This window comes from Streptomyces sp. NPDC058683, assembly GCF_042716195.1.
Taxonomy (GTDB): Bacteria; Actinomycetota; Actinomycetes; order Streptomycetales; family Streptomycetaceae; genus Streptomyces.
Genome location: NZ_JBHXSK010000016.1, coordinates 126,588 through 149,614 on the forward strand (window position 1 = coordinate 126,588; position 23,027 = coordinate 149,614).

The window sequence follows — 23,027 nt, forward strand, 5'->3', positions numbered from 1 at the left end:
CGTGCCCGCGCTCGTCTTCGACTGCGACGGCGTGCTCGCCGACACCGAACGCGACGGTCATCTGCCCGCCTTCAACAGGACGTTCGAGGAGTTCGGCCTGCCGGTGCGGTGGAGCGACGAGGAGTACGCGGAGAAGGTGAGGATCGGCGGCGGCAAGGAGCGGATGCGCACGCTGCTGACCCCGGACTTCGTCGCCGCCGCCGGCCTGCCCTCCGACCCGGCCGCACTCGACGAGCAGGTCGCGGCCTGGCACCGGCGCAAGACCGAGATCTACACGGCCATCATCGGCAGCGGAAGCATTCCGCCCCGGCCCGGCGTGCGGCGGGTCGCCACGGCGGCACATGAGGCCGGGTGGACGCTCGCGGTCGCCTCCACCTCCGCGGAGGCGTCCGTCCGCAGCGTGCTCGAACTCGCCATGGGCCAGGAACTGACCCCTCACTTCAGCGTTTTCGCCGGGGACGTGGTCGAGCGGAAGAAACCGGCCCCGGACATCTACGAATTCGCGCTGCACCGGCTCGGCCTGGATCCCGCGAACGCCGTCGTGATCGAGGACAGCCGCAACGGGATGCTGTCCGCGCTCGGCGCCGGGCTCGCCTGCGCGGTCACGACGAGCGCCTACACGGGCCAGGAGGACTTCACCGGGGCCTCCTTGGTCGTCACCTCGCTGGGCGATCCGCCGCCGGAGGAGACCGTCGCCCGGGTGCTGAGCGATCCGCTCGGTACCGACCCGGGGCCGTACGTCGAACTCGCGGACCTCGCCCGCCTGCTCACCGCCGGCGACGGCGACACAGACCCCGCCCCGTCCGATCCCCGACCCCACTGACGTCGCGGCAGTCAGGAGAGACATGTCAGCGCCATCCCCATCGTCATCGCCGTCGTCGTCGGCGCCCGGCGGCGACCTCACCTTCGTCGTACGGACGATCGCCCGGACCGCGGTGGACAACGAACGGGCCTTCAGCGACCTCGACGCCGTCGCGGGGGACGGGGACTTCGGGTACTCGCTCGCCCGCGGCTTCGAGATCGTGCTCGCCGACTGGGACGAACTCGCCCCGGAGGCACCGGCCGAGTTCCTGAAGAAGGTCGCCATGGTGATCTCCAAGCGGGTCGGCGGCACGTCGGGTCCGCTGTGGGGTACCGCCTTCCTGCGGGCCGCCGGTGCCGTGAAGGACCGGCCGGAACCGGACGCCGGGGACGCGGTCGCCATGCTGCGGGCCGCCGCGGAGGGGATCAAGGCGCGAGGAAAGTCCGACGTCGGCGACAAGACCCTGCTGGACGCCCTGATCCCGATGACCGACGCCCTGGAGCAGCGGCTGGCGCAGGGCGAACCGGCGGCCGACGGCGCGGAACTGGCCGCCCTGGCCGCCACGACCGCCCGTGCCGCGGCCGACGCGACGGCACCCATGCAGGCCCGACGCGGCCGCCAGAGCTACACCGGTGAGCGCAGCATCGGCTCGCCGGACCCGGGCGCGGTGGCGATCGCGGTCATGGCGGAGCGCATCGCCGCCGAGTGGGACGCACGCGACTGACGCGACCGGCAGGACCAGGAGGAGTTACGGCATGAAGAAGTTCGTCAACGATCCGAAGGACTACGTCGCGGAGATGCTGGAGGGACTGGCCCTGGCCAACCCCGGCACGCTCACGTACGTGCCCGAGTACAACCTGATCATGCGTGCCGATGCCCCGCAGGAGAACAAGGTCTCGATCGTGCAGGGCTCCGGGTCGGGTCACGAGCCGGCGCACGTGATGACCGTCGGCAAGGGGATGCTCGACGCCGCCTGTCCGGGCGACGTGTTCGCCGCGCCGCCCGCCGACTACGTCTACGAGACGGTCAAGTTGGTCGCCTCCCCGAAGGGTGTGCTGCTGCTGGTCAACAACTACACCGGGGACCGCATGGCGTTCGAGATGGCCGAGGAACTGTCCCAGGCCGACGGGGTGAGCGTCCGCACTCTCTTCATCGACGACGACGTGGCCGTACAGGACTCGACGTACACCGTCGGCCGGCGAGGGGTGGCCGGCAACTTCTTCGTGATGAAGGCCGTCGGTGCGGCCGCCGAGCGGGGCGCGGACCTCGACGAGGTGTACCGGATCGGGGAGAAGGTCAACTCCGTCACCCGCACCATGGGCATGGCGCTCACCGCCTGCACACCGCCGGCGAAGGGTTCGCCACTGTTCGAACTGCCCGACGACGCCGTCGAGATGGGCGTGGGCATCCACGGCGAACCGGGCCGCAAGCGGGAGAAGCTGCGGTCGGCTGACGCGATGGTGCGCGAGCTGGTCAGCGCGGTCGTGGACGACCTGCCGTTCTCCTCCGGTGACCGCGTCGCGCTGATGGTCAACGGCCTCGGCGGCACACCGATCGGCGAGCTGTACCTGGTGTACGGTCTGGCCCACAAACAGCTGGCCGAGCGCGGCATCGAGGTCGGGCGCAGCTACGTGGGCGAGTACTGCACCTCGCTCGACATGGCCGGCGCCTCCGTCACCCTGGTCCGCCTGGACGACGAGCTCTTCGACCTGCTCACCGACCCCGCCGAGATACCGATCCGGGTCTTCTGACAACCACGAACCGCATCTGGTGTCGGGCTGCTCTGCCGGTCGCGGCGAGGGTGGCGCCCGGCATCGTCTCATCATGGTCCCCGGCCTCGTCCCGCCCCACGGCCTCCTGATCGGCGGCGCCCTCACCGGTCGCCGGAGTCTCTCAGCGCTCACGCGACGCGTGGATCGGAATGCCGTGTTCATGGAGGGGGCCGACCTGCCAACCGCGCGCCTGGCAGGCGTCGAGGATGCGGGGCAGCGCGCCGAGGGTGGCGCGCCAGGAACCGGTGGCGGACGTGCAGTCGGAGTCGTGCAGCAGGACGGTGCCGCCGCCGCGCAGGTCGCGCAGCACGGTGTCCTGGACGGACCGCGGGGTGGCCCGCCTGCGCCAGTCCTCGCCCCAGCAGGTCCACAGGACCGGGGTCAGACCGAGGCGGCGGCAGGCCAGATGGGCGGCCGTGGTCATCACCCCGTACGGCGGCCGGAAGAGCGTCGGTGGCCTGCCGGTGGCGTCGGCCACGGCATCGCGGGCGCGGGCGAGGTCGTCGTAGGTGGCACGGGGGCCACGGAGCAGCAGGGGGCGGTGGTGCCAGCCGTGGACGGCGATCTCGTGCCCGGCGGCGGACATGGCCTTCGCCAGCCCGGGCGAGCGGACCAGCATCGAGCCGAGCAGGAAGAAGGTGGCCCGCACCCCGCGCGCGTCGAGAAGGCTGAGAAAGTGCGGGGTGGAGAGGTGGTCGGGGCCGTCGTCGAAGGTGAGGGCGACGTGGTCGGGCCGGCCCTGGCCGGCCAGACGGGGCATGGCCGTGTTCCGCAGCGGGCCGAACGTGGAGATCCCGGGTGCCGCGTTCACGGCGGCGAGCGCGGGCAATGCCACGGCCGAGGCGAGCGCGGTGGCACGGGCCAGGCGGGCCGGGGTCATCGTCCGTCTCCGTCCAGGTAGTGGGCAACGGCGTTGAAGCGGGCGGGCGTCTCGTTGAAGGCGTAGGCGAGTGGGGCGGCGACGCCCAGGGCGACCGTGGCCGTCACGGTGACGGCCGTCAGGGCGATCCGTCGTCTGCCGGGGAAGCGCGTCGATGGGGCCGGTGTGCCCGGCGTGGGCCGTGGCCCGGTTCGGGCGGCGATAGCGGGTACCGGTCCGAGGGCTGAGCGGTGCAGGGCGAGTCCTGCCGCGCGCTGGTCCTCGCCGCGCGGTCCGTACAGGAGTTCGGCCAGCATCGGGCCGAGGGTTGCCGGATCGCGGATCCAGGCCGCCAGGCCCGCCTCGTCGAGGGCGGCGGCGTTGGTGTGGCCGTGACCGGGGATGCAGCGGTAGCTGACCACCGGCAGCCCTGCGGCGAACGCCTCCAGTGAAGTCAGCCCGCCGGCGTTCTGGACCAGGACGTCGCAGGCGTGCATCAAGCCCGGCATGTCGTCCACCCAGCCGTAGGCGTGTTTGATGCCGTCCCGGTGCAACTGCTCCGCGAGGGCCTGGTTACGGCCGCACACCACCACGGGTATCGCGACTCCGGTCCCCTGTATCTCGGCGGCGGCCCGTCGCACCGGGCCGACTCCCCACGAGCCGGCGACCAGCAGGGCGAGGGGCCCGTGCTCGGGCAGGCCGAACCGGTCGCGGGCGGCGGCCCGTTGTCCGGCGATGGCCGGGGTGAAGCGCCGGTCGGTGACGGGGCCGGCGACGGTGACGGCGGCCGCGCCCTGCGCGTGGGCCTGGGCCGCCGGTACGGGGTGCACGGCCAGGTGGGCGTCGATGCCGGGGGCCACCCACAGGGCGTGGACGGAGAGGTCGGTCAGGTAGGTGAAGGCCGGAACCGTCAGCAGGCCGCGCCGGCGGAGCGCGCCGAGGACCTGGCTGGCTCCCGGGTAGGTGGAGACGACCGCGCAGGTATCCGGCGCGAGCGCCCGCAGTGTGCGCTGCTCGGCGGCACGGAACAGCGCCCGCCACACCACACCGGGACGTGAAGCCCGGTCGGTGGCCGCGTACAGGCGCTGATAGCCCTCCGGCACCCAGGTCAGCATGCGGTGGTAGGTGCCGCACAGCAGTCGGCCGGCTTGAGCGGGCAGCAGGTCGAGGAAGTCGTACCGGTCCACCCGGAATCCGTGCTCGGTGAGCCTCTGGGCCAGCCCTGCGGCCGCGCCGTCGTGTCCCGCGCCGACACCGGCGGAGATGATCGCGATCCGCCCGGTGCCCGGGTCCTGCGGCGGTGCGGTGCACGGCGAAGGCTCCGGCTCCGGCACCAGGTTGTCGCGGTGGGGCACGGTCGATCAGCCTCCTGACGGGATACGGGGCACGGCCGGGCATGCTCCGGGCCGGACGACGTCGCGGGCAGGCCAAGGCCGCGCCGAGGCGCGAACCAGGGCCACGAATCGACCACGGTGGCGTCGAACACCGAAGCTACTACATGATGTAGAAGTTAGGAAACAGCCACCAGGGGCGAGCACTTCAAGCGCGGCCGCGTTCGACGTTCCGGGCGGGCGTCAGTGAACCTACTACAAGACGTAGAGGATGTTGGTCGTCGTCTTCGCCGAGACCGCTCTGCCCGCTGTGGGCATCTTCCGGCCCGGTGACACCCTCTGACGGAACCAGGGCCGGCCACGGCAGACCGGGGGCTGTTCACCCGCTCCGGGCCCCGCCCGGCGTCGCCTCACTCACCCGTCACACGCTCACCGCGACCGCTACGGCCAGCAGCGGATCACCGAGCAGCACCGCCCCGAATCCGGTACGCAAACCCCTCAGGCAGCGCTCCGGCACCAGCGCCGGCAACCACAGGCCGTAAGGAGTGCTCCGGCGCGGCTCTTCGGGCCCGGGCACGCGGGCACGGGCATCGGGCTCGCTCTTGCCCGCGATCCGGCCCCTCGCAGTCGGCGGCCGGCACTCCCCGACCAGCCGTGAACCGGCCAGGTTCGCCCTGCCGCTCCCGACCCACCCCGATGACCGCCAGGTCAACGTTCCGGCGGCCCGGTGAGAGCGTGTTCCGTGCCGATCAGAAACGCCGCTCCCCGTGCTCCGCACGATCGGGACCCACGCAGCAGGCGTCCGGCCGATGCCCGTGGTCCGTCGGCGCCGTGGCCACGCCACCGGTGTGTTCCGTACACAGCGCCCACTGTGCGCCGTCGAGCATCTGGTCGCTGTCGGACGCGGCGTTGGCCAGGCTCGCGCAGCAGACGGCCAGCAGGAGTCCGCCGACCAGCAAGGGAAGGCTTCGGCGAGCGGGCGGCGGGGCCAGCAGAGCCCGCACCCGCTGTGGCACCACCCCGCCGGTCACGGCCAGCGCCGCCGGACGGGACGCACCGGCGGAAGCCAGGGCGGCACGCCCGACGGCGTGGGCGACGACTCTGCGGTCACCGACACGTTCGGCGGCCGCCTCGTCGGCCCAGCGTTCCAGGACGAACTCACCCGCGACGGTCACCGGCCGCAACAACGGATTCAGGGCGGCGGTGAGCCGCCACAGGCTCTGGAAGAGGTGGTGGCGACCCCGCAGATGCGCCCGCTCGTGGGCGAGCAGTGCCTCACGCTCGCCGTCGCCGAGGCAGCACAGCATTCCCCGTGAGACCACGACCCGCCCCGGCGCCCCGGGCAGCGCGAAGGCCAGCGGAACGTCGTCGTCGATCACCGCCAGCTCTGTCCGCCCCGGCAGACGGGCACACTCCCGGCGCGCCCGGACCAGGTGGCGCACCTGCCGTACGGCGGCCACGACGAGCGAGACGACGCAGATACCCAGCAGCAGGGCACTGCCGGCCGCGACGACCAGGTACACCGGGTCCTCGGCGCGCAGCGCGGTCACCGACCAGCGGCCCTCCTCCGCGATCTCCGGGATCTGTGCCACGCCGGAGAAGGCCAGCAGGGCGAGCGATCCCGCCCAGCCGACCGCCGTCACCAGCGCGGCGCAGGCCAGGGCCCAGGCCGCCCGGCGCGGGGGCAGCCGACGCGCCACGGGGGCGGCGAGGACCGCGAGTGCGGCGGTGACGAGGAACGGGATGTAGACGCTGATCAGCACTGGTTCACCGTTTCCCGCGGGGGCGCTCGCCCTCGGCGGGCGGGTCGCCGTGCCCGGACAGGATCTGGTGCAGCAGGTGCTCGTCCTGCTCGGACAACTCCGAGACGAAGCGGGCCAGCACCGCCTCACGGTCGGAACCGCCGGCCAGCAGGGAGTGCATGCGCTGGGCGGTGTGGGACGCCTCGTCGCGGGCCGGTTCGTATGCGTAGCCACGGCCCTCGCGGTGCCGCACGAGCATGCCCTTTTCGTACAGCCGGGACAGGATGGTCAGGACCGTCGTGTAGGCGAGGTCGCCCGGCAGCCGTTCGCGGACCTCGCGTGCGGTCTGTGGACCGGAGCCCGCCCAGAGCGCGGCGAGCACATCGCTCTCCAGCTCGCCTCGCGCCCGCCTGCCGGATGCTTCGCGGACTTCCTCGTCGTCTCGATCTGCCACTGTCCGCCTTCCCTCACTGTCGTGCCGCACAGCGTACCCGGCTACCCCTACGAGTTGTAGGAGGTGCAATCCGGACCGCGAACCGCACACAGGCATCGGCGCGTCTCAGGCCACTCTGGCGCCGGACGCGTCCCGACGGGAGACGGCGAGGTAGCCGACGAAGCAGACGATGGCCGTCGTCCAGGCGAGGGTGACCGGCGCGAGCCCGAGCCCGAGGCCGCCCCGGGTGTGACCGACCGCCATCCAGTCGGCGAGGGAAGCGCCGAGGGGACGGGTGATGACGTACGCCGCCCAGAACGCGGGCACGGCCTTCAAGGCGCCGAAGCGGTGGGCCAGCGCGGGAAGACAGATCGCGACGGCGAAGAGGACGGCCGAGCCGAGATAGCCGAATCCGATGGTCGCGGTGAGATCGCCGGCGGCCGTGCCGAGGGCGAAGGTGGCCAGGACGGTTGCCCAGTAGAAGAACTCGCGGCTTCGGGTGTCGATGCTGTGGATGGACAGGGTGCGCTCGACGGCGTACCAGAGGACGAATACCGCGGCCAGTATGACGAGGAAGAGCGGTGTCGACACGGAGTAGGGCACGCCGAGGCCGACGTGCAGCACGTCGGCGGCCATCGTGCCGAACACGCTGACCATGACAACGGCGGTCCAGTACACCCAGGCGATGTACCGACGGACCGCGAACTGCACGGTCAGGGAGACCGCCAGGGCGAGGCCACCGAGCCCGACCGCCGGCACCGGGCCCAGCACCCGGGCCAGAAGGTCGGACGCGGTCTCGCCCATCCCGGTGGTGAGCACCTTGATGATCCAGAAGTAGACAGTCACTTCCGGCACCTTGTTCGCCATGGTGCGCAGGGGCATGAGGGGGCGGTCGTCGAGGAGACGCTCTGTGGTCATGACCCGCACGATGACACGATCATCTCCCGGTGCCACAGATGCCTTTGCCATTGTTTTGGGGCTTCTGGTGCATGAGTTTCACAACGGCACCGCCAACCTGACAGCAACCTGAACACCTCCACAAAGTCCCTGGTCAGGGTGGTTGAGCGATGATACGAGGGGGCTTCCTTTTCGGCGTGCACCAACGGGTTTCACCGCCCGCCCCGAAGCGACTGCGGGAGCGAACACCCCCGGCGAGCGTCTAGAGTTCCAGACAGCGTCTACAAGGCTGTAGTCATTTGATCGTTCGCATGGAACCGTCCGCCCGAAAGGACCCCGCACATGACCGAACCGATCCCCGTCGCGTCCCAGCTGGCTGTGAACGTGCTCGACGCCCATTCGCTGCTGGCGGCCTTCGGCGTGCTGGGCGTCGCGGTGGTGATGTTCGCCGAGACGGGACTGCTGATCGGGTTCTTCCTGCCGGGCGACTCCCTGCTGTTCACCGCCGGCCTGCTGTGCACGGGCTCGGCCGAAGGGAGTCTGCACCTGTCGCTGGCGCCCTTGCTCGTGGCGGCGGCAGCGGGCGCGCTGGTCGGAGCCCAGTGCGGATACCTGCTCGGCCGGAAGGCCGGCGGAGCCCTGCTGGCACGCAGCCGCTCCCGGCGTCTGCACGAAGGAGTGAAACGAACCGAGGAACTCCTGGAGCGGTACGGGTACGCGAAGGCCATTGTCCTGGCCCGATTCGTGCCGGTGGTGCGAACGGTCCTCAATCCGATGGCGGGCGCGCTGGAGGTGCCGGTGCGGACCTTCACCCTGTGGCAGGTCGTCGGCGGCCTCCTGTGGAGCGTGGGCCTCACCCTCGCGGGATACGCGCTCGGCTCCTCGATCCCGAACGTCGACCACTACCTCCTGCCGCTGGTGGCGCTGATCGTGGTGGTGTCCCTGGTCCCCCTGGCCGCCGAGGTGTACCGGGGCCGCCGGGCCGCCAGGTCCGCAGAGGAGCGCGGGTGACTGTCGTCCGGCCGGCGTACGAACCCACGCTGTTCGCCGCCCCCGCAGGTGGGAGCCGGTGGTCCGGGCGTGCTACCCGGACCGGCGACGCCATCGGGCGGCGGACGAGGCGGACCGGCCGCTCCCGCGTCCGTCCCGGCGAACAACCGCCCGCTCGCCGACAGAACGTGAGCCTGCGGGCTCCGACCCGGCGTCCGCGCACGGAGTTCGTCCCAAGCACGGCCCGTACGGCCGACGGCCCTACGGAAGGGCCCCGTACGGCCGACAACCCTGCGGAGGGACATGCGGCACAAGATCCTGGTCGTTGAGGACGATCACGCCCTGCGGGACGTGCTGCGCCGCGGCCTGGCGGACGAGGGCTTCGCACCCGTGCCCGCCGCCGACGGCGCCACCGCCCTGCGGCTGGCCTCGGACGGCATCGCCGCGGTCGTCCTGGACGTCGGACTGCCCGACTCGGACGGCCGGGACGTATGCCAGGCGCTGCGCGGCAATGGCTTCAGTGCGCCGGTCATCTTCCTGACGGCTCGCCATCACCTCACCGACCGGCTGTCCGGGTTCTCGGCCGGGGGCGACGACTACCTTCCCAAGCCGTTCCATCTCGCCGAGCTCGTCGCCCGGCTGAAGGCCGCGCTCAAGCGCTCCGCACCCGCGGCCGTGGCCACGGCGGGCGACCTGGTCCTGGACGCGACCCGGCACAGCGTGCGGGTCGGCGACCTCCACGTCGGCCTCTCCCCGACGGAATTCCGGCTGCTCGCCCCGCTCGTGGCCGCGGGCGGCTCCCTCGTGAGCCGCCGTGACATGGTCCGGGCCGCCTGGCCCGACGGAGCCCAGGTCAGCGACAACACTCTGGACCAGTACCTGAGCCGACTGCGTCGCAAGCTGCGCGAGGCGGGCAGCGACCTGAGCCTGCGGACGGTACGGGGGATCGGGCACCGGCTGTCATGATCCGTCATCCGCGCCGCCTCGTGCCCCGTACGCTGCGCGCACGGCTCTCGTTCGTGGCCCTGACCACCGCCGCACTGCTGATGGCCGTGCTGACCGTGGTGTTCAACGTGGTGGAGGAACGGCACCTGCAGCATCAGGCGGACGACGAGTTGCGCAACCGTGCGGCGGCCGTCGCCACCACCGTCGACACCAGCCGTCGACGGGTGCGGGTCGTGGAGACCGTCAACGATGGCCTCCTCGACGCGAACGTGTGGATCTACGCCGGAACGCACCTGCTGGAGAAGCCGCCGTCGGCCGCGGCCGGCGGCACACTCACCCGGGCCGCGGGACGGCTCGCCGGGCAAGGACGCGCACTCTGCACGACCGTCGAGGCGGAGAACCCGCACCTGGTCCGCATGTGTTCCCGGCCCGTGTCCGGTCACCCGGACTCCGCCACCGTCGTCACGGCCCTGGATCTCGCCCCGTACCGCGGTTCGGCGGACACCTTGCTGTTGGGTTCGCTGGTCCTGGACGCGCTCATGCTCGCCTGCACCTACGCGTTGACCCGCCTGGCCGTGGGGCGGGCCCTGCGTCCGGTGGGCACCATGACCGACCAGGCCACCGAGTGGAGCGCCGTCGGTTCCGACGAGCGCTTCGGCGCCACGGACCACCCGGCCGAACTCGCCCGTCTGGGCGCCTCGTTGGACGCCCTGCTGGACCGCATCCGGACCGTGCTGCGGCACGAACGGCAGCTGACCGGGGAGCTGTCCCACGAACTGCGCACCCCGCTCACCCGGATCATCATCGAGCTCGACTGGTGGCGGGCCCGACCACGCTCCGCCGCCGAGACCAGCGCCACCCATGAGGTGATAGCCGAGGCCGCCCGGTCCATGCGCACCATATGCGACACCCTGCTGAGCGACGCCCGTGAGAGTGCGCTGAGCGCCTCCCCGGCCCCCGGCGCCACAGCCGTCGCCCCCGTCCTGAGGCGGACGGTCGACAGCCTCGGTGCCCAGGAGCGGGTGAAGGCCCTGGTCGAGGTCACGGATCCGGCGCTGGAGGCAGGCGTCACCCCCGCTCTCCTCGAACGCATCGTCAGTCCTCTCCTGGCCAACGCGGTCCGCCACGCCCGGGCCACGGTGACCGTGACCGCACGGCCGACGCCCGGCGGTGTACGGATCAGCGTCACCGACGACGGTCCCGGGGTGCCCGAGGCGTTCGTGGGCGAACTCTTCCAGCCCGGCCGCCGCGGCGATCCCGACGACGGCCACGACGGCGCGGGCCTCGGACTGCCGCTCGCGCGGCGTCTGGCCCGTGCCGTCGGAGGTGAGGTGTCCCACGATCCCGTGTACACCTCGGGGGCACGCTTCCTGGCCGACCTGCCGGCGGGGTGACCCGGCACCGCCCCGTACGGTGCCGACGACGCACGCCCGGCTGAGAATCGGTCAGCCCTTCCGCTCCGTTGGCCACGAGGTGGCAGCCCGGCGCTCCTGGACCTGCGCGAAGGCCATGAGGGTGAGCAGAACGGCCAGCAGGACGGCCGAGGAGCCGGCGGTTCCGAAGTCCAGACCGCCCTTGGCCACCGGCTTGGTCAGCAGGTCGCCCGCGGTCGCGCCGAGCGGGCGGGTGAGGACGAACGCGATCCAGAACAGCAGGACGTTCGGCACCGCCGGCACCTTCATCAGTACGGCCAGTACGGCGAGCGCCCCGGTCACCAGCAGCGCGCCACCGGCATAGCCGAGCCCGGAACTGTCGGACAGGAAGTCGCCCATGGAGGTGCCGAGCGTGTTGGAGACGAGGATCGCCGACCAGAACAGGGCCTCGCCGCGGAAGGTGACGATGTCCCGGATCTGGAAGGTCGTCCCGCTCAGCCGCCAGACCGCGAAGACGACCAGCAGGACGGAGACGAGGATCGCCGCGCCGGCCGGGTAGCCGAGGCCGAGGCCCTGCGGTCCCCAGCCGAGTGAAGTGGCGCCGCCCGAGAGGTACTTGGACCCGGCGTCGCGGTTCATGAAATCGGACGTGGTGGTGCCGGCCATGCTGGTCGACAGGATGACCGTCCAATAGAAGAACGGGTTGTAGCGGTGGGAGCGGAGCTGGACGACGAGCGTCACCACGAAGATCAGGAACAGCGCGATCGTGGTGAGGAAGTAACCGAGTTTCAGGGTCTGCGCGAAGAGGTCCCCGGCGGTCTCGCCCAGCGTCGTCGCCGCGATCTTCATGATCCAGAAGGCGAGGGTGACGGCGGGCAGTTTCTTCGTCACCGATGTCGTCGTGCTCGCGACGTCGGGGTCGGTGAGGGCTTCCGGCTGCTGCAAGGTGGGGGGCTCCTTGGGTGGTCGTACGGCAGTGCGCGCACCCCACGACAGGGGCGGGTGACCTGCCGATGGGCGACCGCGACGACGCGATCGCAACCACCGACCCTGGCAGCGTCCGCCTGAACGGTGCCTGAACGCCTGTCACATGCCTGGTCGGACCACGTGGCGTGCGGTCTGCTGAGGCTGCGCCACGTCCTTCCGGGTCACCGCCAGGTACACCACGAGGCCGAGGATGACCGCGAGGAAGAGCACGCTGGTGACAACGGTGCCCAGGCCCAGGCCGCCGTCGCCGGTGGGCTGGGAGAGGTAGTCGCCGATGGAGGCCCCGAGCGGGCGGGTGAGGATGTAGGCGATCCAGAAGCTCCACACGGCGTCCAGCCCGAGCGCGAAGTGGGCGAGGGCGACGGCGGCGATGGCCAGGGCGAACAGGATCGCGGCGAGCCAGTAGCCGAGGTTCATCCGCTCGGAGACCAGGTCGCCGGCGGCGGTGCCGAGGGCGAAGGTGAACAGGACGGCGAGCCAGTAGAAGGACTCGCGGCCGGTGGTGTCGATGTGATGGATGGACAGTGTCCGCTCACGCCGGTACCAGAGCAGGAAGACCGCCGCGAGGACGATCGCGAAGACGGTGGTGCTGGTCTCCAGCGGGACGCCCATGTTGTCGGTGAGGTTGTCGCTGATCAGCGTCCCCACGACGCTGATCAGGGCGACGGCCGTCCAATACACGCCCGCCCGGTAGGCGCCGGTGCGGAACTGCACGACCAGGACGACCGCCAGCAGGGCGCTCATCAGCACCGACACACCGGTCAGGCCGAGCCCGGCCTTCTCGTTGAGCAGGTCGGCCGCGGTCTCCCCGACCGTCGTACAGAGCACCTTGATGATCCAGAAGTAAACGGTGACCTCGGGCACCTTGTTCCAGCGCAACCGGCGGCCCGCGGACGCCTCGGTGCCGGCCGCTGACGGCACCGGGGTAGGCGATGTCTCGTGTGTCATGAGGCCCGACCGTGCCACGCCCTGCCTGAACGCATCCTGACTGCCGTACCGCGTCGCCCGCGGAAGGTGGCCGTCGTGCCGAGACCGCCGCAGACCACGCGCGAGAAGAAGACCAGGATCATGCTGTCCGGGCTCGCCGGGGAGGCGACCCGCAACGAGGGTGTCGCGGAGGTCTCGGTCTCGAAGTGGGGTACTAGGCGGTTTCGAGGAGTCGCTTCCGCAGCAGAGCGGCGCCGGATTCGGAGAGCCAGTCCGTGAGCGTACGCAGTCCGGGGTGAATGACGCGCAGCGCCTCGATGTCGGCATGCCAGCGCGATCCGGCTGCCCAGCGCTCCCGGACCTGGGCGATCTCGGGGTGGAGTGCGGCGGCCTCGGCGTGGGTGATCTGCTCGTAGCGCACCGCGGCACCGGTGGCCTCGCTGATGGCGGCAACTGCGTCGGCCGGGGTGGGAGCGTCCCCGGCCAGCTCCAGAGTCCGCCCCGCGAACCGGTCCGGCTGGTCGAAGGCGAGCGCGGCGAATTCGGCGATGTCCTCCACCGCGACGATCTGGGCAGGTTCGTCCGGCGGGAAGATGTGCCGGTGCACGCCGTCGACGATTCCGTCCAGACCGATGGGTGTCGAACCGAGATAGTTCGACATGAAGCGCACCGGGCGCAGCACGGTCACCGACCGGATCCGCTCATGCAGGTGGTCCTCGATGCGTTTCTTCCCCTCGGAACCGCCCGGGCGCCCGGGCGTGGACGCGACGCCCGTGAACACGACGTGCTCGACGCCCACGGCGGCCGCGGCGTCGATCAGTCCCCGGCCCCGGCCGAACTCCCGCTCCGTGTCGGGGCCATCCGGTCCGAAGGCCGCGGGCGGTACGGCGAACAGGGCCGCTGCTCCCTCCAGCGCCGCCGGCAGACTCGACGGGTCGTCGAATTCGCCGCGTACCAACTCGGCCCCGGCGGTTTCGAGTGCCTTGGCGGCGGGAGCGGTCGTGTCCCGCACAAGCGCCCGCACCGGCCTGCCGGCCGCCAGGAGCCGCCGCGCGGTGGCACCGCCCTGCCGACCGGTCGCACCGGTCACGACGACCAAGCCGTCAGTGGTCATGTCGTCCTCCGCCCCGGGATTGTCGGTGGGCACGGTGTGTTGGGCCCGGGGTCGATATGGAAGGCTGCACCCGGTTGAGTCCGACGGACAAGGGATTACGTGACATGACCTCAGCTCCCCAGGACGTCGGCCGGGCCGATGCCCGCCGTAACCGCACAAAGGTGCTCGCCGCCGCTTCGCGGGCATTCGACGAGCACGGCCTGGACGTCTCCCTCGGCGCGATCGCACGGCAGGCGGGTGTCGGCGCCGGCACGGTGTACCGGCACTTCCCCAGCAAGGAGATCCTGCTGGAGGCCGTACTCGTCCAGCAGATCGACAACCGGGTGGACGCCGCTCGACGATGGGCGGCCCGAACCGACCCTGTCACGGCGTTGTTCGGCTTCCTCCTGGAGGTCGTCGACAGGTCCCATGGGAGCAAGCACGCCTGCGACGCCCTGGCCACGGAAACGAGCTGGCCGCGCCCCGGCCTGGCCGCGTCGGCGCGACGGTTCCGCCAGACACTCGACGAACTGCTCCGCGCAGCCCAGCAGGCGGGCGGGGTCCGCACCGACGTCAGCGCGGACGACGTCGCCGCGCTCACCGTCGGGTGCACGACGATACGGGCCGCACACCGCGACCGGAACGGCGGCACCCGCATGGTGCGTCTGGCGCTGGAAAGCCTGCGGAGTCCCGCATCCGTCACGGAAGAGCGGGTGTTTCGTGACGTGCCCGGCACGCTGCACGCGGCGCCGCGGTGCGAGGAGTGCGGGGCCCGGCTTCAGGCCCGGTCCACCGGCCGCCCGGCCCGCTACTGCGGGGCGACCTGCCGACAGCGAGCACGTCGCCGCCGCGTTGGCCCGGCAACGGTTTCCTAGCGAAGGACGACGGTGGGCCGGTCCCTGCCGCCGCCCGAGTGGTGCAGGCCGGGAGGAGCTGCGTGGTGGGCGTGGCCCGTGTGGACGATGTGGCCTTCGGCGGCAGCGGGGGCCGAGGACGCCCGCCGCCGTATGCGCATGTTCTCCGGAGTCTGCTTCACACGCCTTTAACCCCAGGGACACGAGAGGGAATCGGGAGCCACTGAGCATGTTTTTGGATCCAATCCAGCGCAGATTTAATCCATTCTCAGGATCGGTGCCCAAGGAGGCCCCATGCCGGATCACACATCTGGATCGCCCTCGACCGCCGCCGCCACCCCGTCGTCGGTGCCGGCGATCGGGTCGCGGGACGTCTCGCGCCGGACGATGCTCCGGGGGGCCGGACTGCTCGGCGTGGGCGTGGGGTTCGGGCTGCCCGCCCTGCTCTCCGCGTGCGGCGCCGCGGCCCAGGACGGGGGCGGCAGCGGCAAGGGCGGCACGCTCACCCTGGCCATCGACGCCACCAGCGCCGTCAACGACCCGGCCTTCTACACGTCCCTGGGCGACTGGATGGCCGTCGACTGCATCTGCCGCGGCCTGACGTTCATCTCCTTCGAGACCAACGAGCCCACACCGGACCTGGCGAAGAAGTGGACCATATCCGATGACAGGCTCACCTACACCTTCACTCTGCGCGAGGGTGTGAAGTTCCACGACGGGACCACGCTCACCTCCGCCGACGTGCTCGCCAGCCTCGGCCGTCAGTTCGACCCCGACGACAAGACGCTGCCCAAGGGCGCGACCCGGCCGCTGGCGAGCATGGGCGCGAACGTCGCCTCGCTCACCGCGCCCGACGACACGACCGTGAAGATGGTCCTGAAGAAGCCCGACCGGACCGTGCTCGGCAAGCTCTCCGACATCGGCGGCCGGATCATCTCCAAGGCCGCGCTGGACAAGTACGGCGCCGACATCGGCAAGCACCTCGTGGGCACCGGGCCGTTCGCCTTCTCCACCGCGACCGCGGGGCAGTCCATCACGCTGGAGGCCTTCGACGGCTTCCGGCTGGGCAAGCCCCCCATCGACCGGCTGGTGCTGCGCCAGGTCCAGGACCCGTCGACCATCGTCAGCTCGCTGCTCAGCGGCGACGTGTCCGCGACCCAGTTCGCCCCGTACTCCGCCGTCTCGCAGCTGCGCAAGGACAGCGCGGTGAAGGTGTACGACACCCCGCAGAACGCCGACGCCATCATGATGATCGACGCCCGCCGGATCCCCGAGCTGAAGGTGCGCAAGGCCATCAACCTGGCCATCAACCGCAAGGCCATCCTCCAGCAGGCCTTCTACGGCGTCGGCGCCGAACCCAGGGGCTACGCCATCCCGCCGGCCCAGAGCGGTTACGACACCGCGCTCGCCGACCTCAGCACCCAGGACACCGCCCAGGCCAAGCGGCTGGTCGAGGAGGCCGGGGCGAAGGGGCGCACCATCCGACTGATGGCCGCCAGCGACTCCTGGCACCCCAAGGCGGCCCAGATCATCGCCCAGAACCTCACCGACGTCGGCTTCAAGGTGGCCACCACCTCGGTGGACCCGGCGACCTACTTCAGCCGGCTCCTGGACGGGGAGGACGACTACCACGACCTGATGATCTGGGAGCGCAACACCTACGTGCCCGACCCCGACGACATGGTCGGCGCGATGGCGAGCCCCACCAGCATCTATGGCTCCAAGCTCTCCGGCATGGACACCCTGAAGGGCGCCGCCTCCCTCGCCGACGACCTCTACACGGCCAAGAACCTCACCGACACCAAGAAGCGCACCGCCGCCTACACGAAGATCCAGCGCCGCTGGGCCGAGGAGTACATGGTCCTGTCGATGCTGGCCTGCTTCAGCAACCTGGTCGTCAGCGGCGCGGGCGTGAAGGGCATGAACACCGACGCGCTGGCCAACCACCGCTGTTACATGGAGAAGGCCAGTGTCTGAGACCGGCGCCGCGGTCGACGCCGTGGCGGTGGAGGCGGCGGCACCCGCGGCCACCGCCGCCGCGGCCTCCGCGCCCCGGCCCGGGACGGCCCGACGGTTGCCGGCCGCGCTGCGCCGGCGCAGGGTGGCCCGCTCCTGGCCCGCGCTGCTCGCCTGGCTGCTGCTCGCCGCGACGGTCCTGATCGCCCTGTTCGGACCGCTGCTCGTGGCGGCCGACCCGCTGCGCCAGACCTCCTCGGCGCTGCTGGCACCCGGGGCGCCGGGGCATCCGCTGGGCACCGACGACCTGGGCCGGGACGAGCTGGCCCGGCTGGTGCACGGCGCCCGCCCGCTGCTCCTGGTGTCCTTCACGGCGACCGCGCTCGCGGCCGGGATCGGCACCCTGGTCGGGCTGGTCGCCGGATACGCGGGCGGCGTGGTGGAGCAGGCGCTGATGCGGCTGGTCGACCTGGCGCTGGCCTTCCCGTCGATCCTGCTGGTGATCCTGCTGGTGGCGGCCGCCGGACCGGGCACGGTCAGTCTGATCCTCGGCATCGGCATCTCGCTGGCGCCGGGGCTCGCCCGGCTGGCCCGCACCCTGACCGCACGCGAGGCCGCCAAGGACTACGTCGTGGCCAGCCGGCTCGGCGGCACCGGGACGCCCCGCATCCTGCTGCGCGAGGTACTCCCCAACATCGGCGGCCCGTTGCTCGCCCAGGTCGTCATGACGCTGTCGGTCGCGGCCGGGTTCGCGGCCGGTCTGTCCTACCTCGGCCTGGGCATCCAGCCGCCGCAGCCGGACTGGGGCTACATGGTGCAGGCCGGGCAGGAGTTCCTGTACACCGCTCCCCGGCTGGTGGTACTGCCCGCCGCCCTCACCCTGCTGTTCGTCGTGGCGTGCAACTTCGCCGGCGACGACCTGCGGGACGCCCTCGACCCGAGGGGGACGGCATGAGCGCGGGCACCGGGGTGCTGCCCCGGGTGCGTCTGCCCCGGCAGGCGGGAGCGGTCTGGGTGTTCGTGCGGCGACTCGCCGTGATCCCGGTCGTGCTGTTCGCGCTGGCCTCCCTGGTGTTCGTGGCGATACGGCTGCTGCCGGGCTCGCCGGCGACCTCGCTCGCGGCGGGCGGCAACACCGCCTCCGCCGAGCAGTTCAGCGCCAACGAGGAACGGGTCACCAAGGCCCTCGGCCTGGACCAGCCGCTCCTCACCCAGTACGGCCACTTCCTCGACGACCTGGTCCATCTGCGGCTCGGCACCTCGTTCTACGGCTCCAACAGCGTCCTCGGCCTGCTCGGCGACGCGCTGCCCGCAACCGTGGAGCTCACCCTCGCGGCCATGACGGTCGCGGTGCTGCTCGGCGTGGTGACCGGAGTCGTCGCGGCACTGCGCCGGGGCAGCTGGATCGACACCTCGACCCGGGCCGTGGCGACCGTCAGCTTCTCGCTGCCCTGGTTCGCGCTCGGCGTGCTCGCCATCGTGGTGTTCGGCGTGTGGCTGCGCTGGCTGCCGGTCCTCGGCCGGCTGCCCAGCACCCTCGACTACCGGCCCACCACCGGCTTCGTCCTGCTCGACGCGATCCTCCAGGACCGGCCGGAGCTGGTGTGGCCGTGGTTCCAGCATCTGATCCTGCCGGCGGTGACGCTCGCGCTGTCGATGGCCGGTTTCATCACCCGGATCGTGCGCGCCTCCGTCCTGGAGGTGCTCGGCGACGACTTCGTGCGCACCGCCCGGATGAAGGGCCTCGGCGAGGGCGCGGTGGTGCGCCGGCACGTGCTGCGCAACGCCTGGCTGCCCATCGTCACCGTCCTCGGGCTCCAGTTCGGGTCCCTGCTGGGCGGTTCGGTGGTCACCGAGACCGTCTTCTCCTACCCGGGCGTCGGACGCCTCCTCGTCCAGGGCGTGCTTCAGCGCGACTACCCGGTGGTCCAGGGCGCGGCCCTCGCGATCGCCCTGCTGTTCACCCTCGTCAACCACGCGGTCGACCTGCTCTACACGGTCCTCGACCCGCGCCTACGCAAAGGATGATCCCGATGGACATCGTGCTGGTCCACGGTGCCGGCGGACGGCCCACCACTTGGTCGGCGGTCCAGCCGCTGCTCGCCGCCCACGGCCACCGGCTGGTCACGGTCACCAATCCGATGACCTCGCTCGCCGACGACATCGCCGAGACCACCGCCGCCCTCGCGGGCACCAGCGGCCCGGTGCTGCTCGCCGGGCACTCCTACGGCGGCGCGGTGATCTCGAACGTGGGACGCGACCCGCGGGTCGCGGGGCTGGTCTACATCGCCGCGTTCGGGCCGGACGAGGGCGAGACCGTCAACGGGATCGTCGAGCGCTACGAACCCGCGGAGATCTCCAAGTACATGCGGCGCGGCCCGAACGGCGAGTGGAAGTCCGAGCCGAGTCCCGAGTTCTGGGCGGAGATCGGCCCGGACCTGTCGGACGAGCAGCGGGCGGTCGTCGAGGCGGAGGGACGGAAGGCCGACAACCTGATCTTCACCCAGGCGACCGGTGTCCCGGCCTGGCGGTCGCTGCCCAGCTGGTACCTGGTCGCCGACGACGACCGGACCCTGCGCCCGGAGATCCAGAACTTCATGGCCGAGCGCATGAAGGCGACCGTCGAGCACGTGCCGGGCAGCCACTACACCACCCTGGTGTGGCCGGAGCGGGTCGCCGAGCTGATCCACCGGGCGGCGCTGGCCGTGGGCGGTGCCGTATGAACACGCCGGAGGGCGTGCAGGACGTGACCTCGCCGGAGGCCGTGCACGGCACGACCGCGCCGGGGGCCGTGCACGGCACGACCGGGTCGGAAGGCGTGGGCGACGCGACCCCTCCGGAGCCGGTGCTCGAAGTCCGTGGTCTGCGTGTCGGGTTCGATGTGCCGGCGGGCCGGCTGCCCGCCGTGGACGGGGTGGACCTGACGCTGCGCAGGGGCGAGATCCTCGCGCTGGTCGGCGAGTCCGGGTCGGGCAAGTCGGCGCTGTCGATGAGCCTGGTCGGCCTCAACCGCGGCCCCCGTACCCACATCGACGGATCCGTGTCCTTCCGGGGCCGGGAGCTGGTGGGGGCGTCGGAGCGGGAGCTGCGCCGGGTGCGGGGCAAGGACGTGACGGTGGTCTTCCAGGACGCGCTGGCCGCGCTCAACCCGCTGCACCGGGCGGGCGCTCAGGTCGCGGAGACGATCCGCGCCCATGGCGACGTCCCGCGCGCCACGGCCGCGCACCGCGCCGTCGAGCTGCTCGGCGAGGTCGGCATCGCGGGCCCGGCGCGGGCCGCCCGCGCCTATCCGCACCAGCTCTCCGGCGGCATGCGCCAGCGTGTGATGATCGCGATGGGGCTGGCCAACGACCCGGCTGTGCTGATCGCGGACGAGCCGACCACCGCGCTGGACGTGACCATCCAGGCCCAGGTGCTGGCACTGCTGAAGCGGGTGCAGCGCGACCACGGCACGTCCGTGCTGCTGATCACCCACGACCTGGGGGTGGTCGCGGAGGTCGCGGACCGGGTCGCGGTGATGTACGCGGGCCGGATCGTGGAACAGGGCACCCGCGACGAGGTGCTGTTCGACCCTCAGCATCCCTACACGATGGGCCTGCTCGGCTCGGTGCCCCCGCTGCACGGCCCGGTGCCCGAACGGCTGCCGGCCATCCCCGGCAGTCCGCCCGCAGGTGTCGCGCGGCCGTCCGGCTGCGGCTTCCGGCCGCGCTGCGCGTTCGCCCACGACGGCTGCGACAGCCGCCCCGAGCTGCGGCGGCGCCACGGCGGCCCGGCCCACCTGGACGCCTGCGTGCTTCCCGCGGAAGCCCGGGTGCGGGCTCGGGCGGCTCAGGCGGCGGGAGCCGCCGTATGAGCGAGGTCCTGATGAGCGCCCGCGGGCTGCGGGTCGACTACGCGGGCCGGGCCGGCGGCCGGGTGCGGGCGCTGCGCGACGTCGACCTGGACATCGCCGAGGGCGAGACGCTGGGCCTGGTCGGCGAGTCGGGGTGCGGCAAGTCCACGCTCGGGCGGGCGCTGCTGCGCGTGGTGGAACCGTCGGCGGGCCGGATCGACTTCCTCGGCACCGATCTGACCCGGCTGCGCGGCCGGCGCCTGAAGCGGACCCGGGCCGAGCTCCAGATGGTGTTCCAGGATCCGTTCGGTTCGCTGAACCCGCGCCGCACGGTCGCCGACATCGTCGCCGAGCCGCTGCTGCGCTCCCGGGGCGCGAGCCGCGCCGACGCGGAACGTACGGTGGCCGAACTCCTCGACCTGGTCGGACTTGGGGCCGAGGCCGGCGGGCGCAAGCCGCACGAGTTCTCCGGCGGCCAGCGCCAGCGCATCGGCATCGCCCGCGCCCTGGCCTCCTCGCCGCGGTTCGTGGTGGCCGACGAGGCGGTCTCCGCGCTGGACGTGTCCATCCAGGCCCAGGTGCTGAACCTGCTGTCGGACCTGGTGCGTGACCGGGGGCTGACGATGCTGTTCATCTCCCACGACCTCGGTGTGGTGCGGCACATCGCCGACCGGGTGGCCGTGATGTACCTCGGCGAGATCATCGAGACCGCTCCCCGGGACGGCTTCTTCTCCGGCCCCGCCCATCCGTACAGCAGCGCGCTGCTGGCCAGCGTGCCGGAGCTGCGGCCCGGCCCGCCCGTCGAACGGCAGCCCCTGGAGGGCGAGCTGCCCGACCCCGCGGACCCGCCGGAGGGCTGTCTGTTCCGGACCCGCTGCCCGTTCGCCACCGACCTCTGCCGCACCAAGCACCCGGAACTGCGCGAGATCGCACCGGGCCGCCGCGTGCGCTGCCATCTGCCCCTCGGCCCCGTGCCCGTGCCCGTGAGTGAGGACCCGCATTGATCATCGACGCCTACAACACCACCCAGGACGTGCGCGGCCGTTCCGACTACCTGACCGGCGCGCGCAAGGGCGAGGCGCCGCCGCCCTACAAGCCCTTCGAGCCGCGCCGCATCCTCGACCGGATGGACGCCGCCGGGGTGGACCTGGCGATGGTGTGCTCGCTCGCGCAGCGCATCGAGAACGACTTCATCGCCTCGCTGGTGGCCGCGTACCCCGACCGGTTCTTCGGCTTCGGCCAGGTGCTGCCGCAGGCGGACGACGCCATCGAGGAGATCGACCGGATCGCCGACGCCGGCCTGGTGGGGCTGAAGCTGCATCCGAGCCTGCACGGCTACCACGTGGCCGACCACGGGCTCCTCGACCCGGTGTTCGAGGCCTGTGCCAGGCGCGGGCTGCTGGTGCTGGTCAACGCGCTGGACGACGCCTTCTGCGCGCCGCTGGCCATCGAGGAGATCGCCCGGGACCACCCCGGGGTGCCGACGATCATCGCGCACATGGGGGCGGTGTGGAACGTGCCGGAGGCGATCATCGTGGCCGAACGGCAGCCGCACGTCTATCTGGAGACGTCCGCGACGCTGATGAGCGACGTCAAGCGGGCCTACGCGCGGCTCGGCCCGCGGCAGATCCTGATGGGCAGCGAGTGGCCCGGCTCGGACTTCGACCTGGAGCGTATGAAGATCGCCAAGGCGGTCGAGGACGAGAAGGACCGGGCGCTGATCGAGGGCGGCAACATGGCCCGCCTGCTGGGGCTGGGCGCATGACCGCCGCACCCGTGGCCGTCCCGCCGGAGATGAGCGAGCAGGACACCGAACTCCTCTCCGTGGCACAGGAGTTGCTGGACCGGGTGTGGCAGGCGGACCGGCACGAGGTGGCCACCGCCCTGCGCACCGCGGACGGCCGGATCCACACCGGCGTCCATGTCGAGGGCTCCTGCCGGCGCAGTTCGATCTGCGCGGAGGGCGTCGCCCTGGGCACCGCACGCGGCGCGCTCGCGCCCGGTGCGCCGCTGGCGGTGACCTCGGTGGTGTCCGTGCAGATCAAGCCCGCCGGACGGTTCCGGATCATCGCGCCGTGCGGGGTGTGCCGCGAACTCATCAGCGACTACTGCCCGGACGCCGTCGTGTGGATCACCACGGTCGACGGCGACCGTCCCGTCCCGGCACGCGCCCTGGAGCTGCTGCCGGAGAAGAGCCGGCGCCGCTGGTGACCCCGCACCACCACCCCGCACCC

General features: G+C 71.9%; 24 protein-coding genes. 15 read left to right on the forward strand and 9 right to left on the reverse strand.

The window, feature by feature from the left end; all coding sequences use genetic code 11:
* Position 1 precedes the first annotated feature (1 nt).
* Genes ACFWXC_RS19475 through dhaK form a run of 3 tightly spaced genes read left to right on the forward strand, consistent with a single transcriptional unit; the run spans position 2 to position 2,553 of the window.
* Entirely contained in the window at positions 2-823 is an 822-nt protein-coding gene (locus ACFWXC_RS19475) for an HAD-IA family hydrolase (protein ID WP_384480233.1), read from the forward strand.
* A 22-nt stretch (positions 824-845) separates the two neighbouring features.
* Entirely contained in the window at positions 846-1,526 is a 681-nt protein-coding gene (gene dhaL / locus ACFWXC_RS19480; RefSeq protein WP_384480235.1) for a dihydroxyacetone kinase subunit DhaL, read from the forward strand.
* 31 nt (positions 1,527-1,557) lie between these two features.
* Entirely contained in the window at positions 1,558-2,553 is a 996-nt protein-coding gene (gene dhaK / locus ACFWXC_RS19485; RefSeq protein WP_384480237.1) for a dihydroxyacetone kinase subunit DhaK, read from the forward strand.
* Positions 2,554-2,695: 142 nt separating this feature from the next.
* On the opposite strand, the gene ACFWXC_RS19490 is transcribed toward dhaK, so the two are convergent.
* From ACFWXC_RS19490 to ACFWXC_RS19515, 6 genes are all read right to left on the reverse strand, one after another.
* Entirely contained in the window at positions 2,696-3,454 is a 759-nt protein-coding gene (locus ACFWXC_RS19490; RefSeq protein ID WP_384480238.1) for a polysaccharide deacetylase family protein, read from the reverse strand.
* A complete protein-coding gene (locus ACFWXC_RS19495) occupies positions 3,451-4,788 on the reverse strand; it encodes a glycosyltransferase (protein ID WP_384480240.1) in 1,338 nt (445 codons plus the stop codon). Before ACFWXC_RS19495 ends, ACFWXC_RS19490 begins: the two co-directional genes overlap by 4 nt.
* Positions 4,789-5,185: 397 nt before the next feature.
* The gene (locus ACFWXC_RS19500) at positions 5,186-5,341 is read right to left on the reverse strand and encodes a hypothetical protein (protein WP_384480242.1); all 156 of its coding nucleotides are present in this window, start codon (positions 5,339-5,341) and stop codon (positions 5,186-5,188) included.
* Positions 5,342-5,513: 172 nt separating this feature from the next.
* Positions 5,514-6,527 (reverse strand): M56 family metallopeptidase, encoded by a 1,014-nt coding sequence (locus tag ACFWXC_RS19505; RefSeq protein WP_384480243.1) that lies wholly within the window; start codon positions 6,525-6,527, stop codon positions 5,514-5,516.
* 4 nt (positions 6,528-6,531) lie between these two features.
* The gene (locus tag ACFWXC_RS19510; RefSeq protein ID WP_384480245.1) at positions 6,532-6,960 is read right to left on the reverse strand and encodes a BlaI/MecI/CopY family transcriptional regulator; all 429 of its coding nucleotides are present in this window, start codon (positions 6,958-6,960) and stop codon (positions 6,532-6,534) included.
* 105 nt (positions 6,961-7,065) lie between these two features.
* Positions 7,066-7,857 carry a hypothetical protein gene (locus ACFWXC_RS19515; RefSeq protein ID WP_384480247.1) on the reverse strand — a complete coding sequence of 264 codons (792 nt, stop codon included), beginning with the start codon at positions 7,855-7,857 and terminating at the stop codon, positions 7,066-7,068.
* Positions 7,858-8,178: 321 nt separating this feature from the next.
* On the opposite strand from ACFWXC_RS19515, the gene ACFWXC_RS19520 reads away from it, so the two are divergent.
* The 3 genes from ACFWXC_RS19520 to ACFWXC_RS19530 all read left to right on the forward strand — a co-directional run bounded on the left by ACFWXC_RS19520 (position 8,179) and on the right by ACFWXC_RS19530 (position 11,165).
* The gene (locus ACFWXC_RS19520) at positions 8,179-8,847 is read left to right on the forward strand and encodes a DedA family protein (RefSeq protein WP_384480249.1); all 669 of its coding nucleotides are present in this window, start codon (positions 8,179-8,181) and stop codon (positions 8,845-8,847) included.
* Between the two features lie 282 nt (positions 8,848-9,129).
* Complete coding sequence (locus ACFWXC_RS19525; protein ID WP_384480251.1) at positions 9,130-9,792, forward strand: response regulator transcription factor; 663 nt, start codon at positions 9,130-9,132, stop codon at positions 9,790-9,792.
* Entirely contained in the window at positions 9,789-11,165 is a 1,377-nt protein-coding gene (locus tag ACFWXC_RS19530) for a sensor histidine kinase (RefSeq protein ID WP_384480253.1), read from the forward strand. Before ACFWXC_RS19525 ends, ACFWXC_RS19530 begins: the two co-directional genes overlap by 4 nt.
* Positions 11,166-11,216: 51 nt before the next feature.
* Here the strand turns inward: ACFWXC_RS19530 and ACFWXC_RS19535 are convergent, their stop codons facing one another.
* The 3 genes from ACFWXC_RS19535 to ACFWXC_RS19545 all read right to left on the reverse strand — a co-directional run bounded on the left by ACFWXC_RS19535 (position 11,217) and on the right by ACFWXC_RS19545 (position 14,172).
* Positions 11,217-12,089: a hypothetical protein gene (locus ACFWXC_RS19535; protein ID WP_384480255.1), complete on the reverse strand. Its 873-nt coding sequence runs from the start codon at positions 12,087-12,089 to the stop codon at positions 11,217-11,219.
* A 141-nt stretch (positions 12,090-12,230) separates the two neighbouring features.
* Positions 12,231-13,079, reverse strand: a complete 849-nt coding sequence (locus ACFWXC_RS19540; RefSeq protein ID WP_384480256.1) for a hypothetical protein — start codon at positions 13,077-13,079, stop codon at positions 12,231-12,233.
* A 193-nt stretch (positions 13,080-13,272) separates the two neighbouring features.
* Positions 13,273-14,172 carry an NmrA/HSCARG family protein gene (locus ACFWXC_RS19545; RefSeq protein WP_384480258.1) on the reverse strand — a complete coding sequence of 300 codons (900 nt, stop codon included), beginning with the start codon at positions 14,170-14,172 and terminating at the stop codon, positions 13,273-13,275.
* Between the two features lie 104 nt (positions 14,173-14,276).
* Between ACFWXC_RS19545 and ACFWXC_RS19550 the strand changes: the two genes are divergently transcribed.
* The 9 genes from ACFWXC_RS19550 (at position 14,277) to ACFWXC_RS19590 (ending at position 23,004) form a co-directional block, all read left to right on the forward strand.
* Complete coding sequence (locus ACFWXC_RS19550) at positions 14,277-15,026, forward strand: TetR/AcrR family transcriptional regulator (protein WP_384480260.1); 750 nt, start codon at positions 14,277-14,279, stop codon at positions 15,024-15,026.
* Positions 15,027-15,299: 273 nt separating this feature from the next.
* The gene (locus ACFWXC_RS19555; RefSeq protein ID WP_384480262.1) at positions 15,300-16,982 is read left to right on the forward strand and encodes an ABC transporter substrate-binding protein; all 1,683 of its coding nucleotides are present in this window, start codon (positions 15,300-15,302) and stop codon (positions 16,980-16,982) included.
* A complete protein-coding gene (locus tag ACFWXC_RS19560; RefSeq protein WP_384480264.1) occupies positions 16,975-17,916 on the forward strand; it encodes an ABC transporter permease in 942 nt (313 codons plus the stop codon). Before ACFWXC_RS19555 ends, ACFWXC_RS19560 begins: the two co-directional genes overlap by 8 nt.
* Positions 17,913-18,989: an ABC transporter permease gene (locus ACFWXC_RS19565; protein ID WP_384480266.1), complete on the forward strand. Its 1,077-nt coding sequence runs from the start codon at positions 17,913-17,915 to the stop codon at positions 18,987-18,989. Before ACFWXC_RS19560 ends, ACFWXC_RS19565 begins: the two co-directional genes overlap by 4 nt.
* Before the next feature lie 5 nt (positions 18,990-18,994).
* A complete protein-coding gene (locus ACFWXC_RS19570) occupies positions 18,995-19,684 on the forward strand; it encodes an alpha/beta hydrolase (protein WP_384480268.1) in 690 nt (229 codons plus the stop codon).
* The gene (locus ACFWXC_RS19575; protein WP_384480270.1) at positions 19,681-20,814 is read left to right on the forward strand and encodes an ABC transporter ATP-binding protein; all 1,134 of its coding nucleotides are present in this window, start codon (positions 19,681-19,683) and stop codon (positions 20,812-20,814) included. The genes ACFWXC_RS19570 and ACFWXC_RS19575 overlap by 4 nt, the downstream gene beginning before the upstream one ends.
* Positions 20,811-21,797 (forward strand): ABC transporter ATP-binding protein, encoded by a 987-nt coding sequence (locus tag ACFWXC_RS19580; RefSeq protein WP_384480272.1) that lies wholly within the window; start codon positions 20,811-20,813, stop codon positions 21,795-21,797. Before ACFWXC_RS19575 ends, ACFWXC_RS19580 begins: the two co-directional genes overlap by 4 nt.
* A complete protein-coding gene (locus tag ACFWXC_RS19585; protein ID WP_384480274.1) occupies positions 21,794-22,558 on the forward strand; it encodes an amidohydrolase family protein in 765 nt (254 codons plus the stop codon). Before ACFWXC_RS19580 ends, ACFWXC_RS19585 begins: the two co-directional genes overlap by 4 nt.
* Complete coding sequence (locus tag ACFWXC_RS19590; RefSeq protein WP_384480276.1) at positions 22,555-23,004, forward strand: cytidine deaminase; 450 nt, start codon at positions 22,555-22,557, stop codon at positions 23,002-23,004. The genes ACFWXC_RS19585 and ACFWXC_RS19590 overlap by 4 nt, the downstream gene beginning before the upstream one ends.
* The last annotated feature ends 23 nt before the right edge of the window (positions 23,005-23,027 follow it).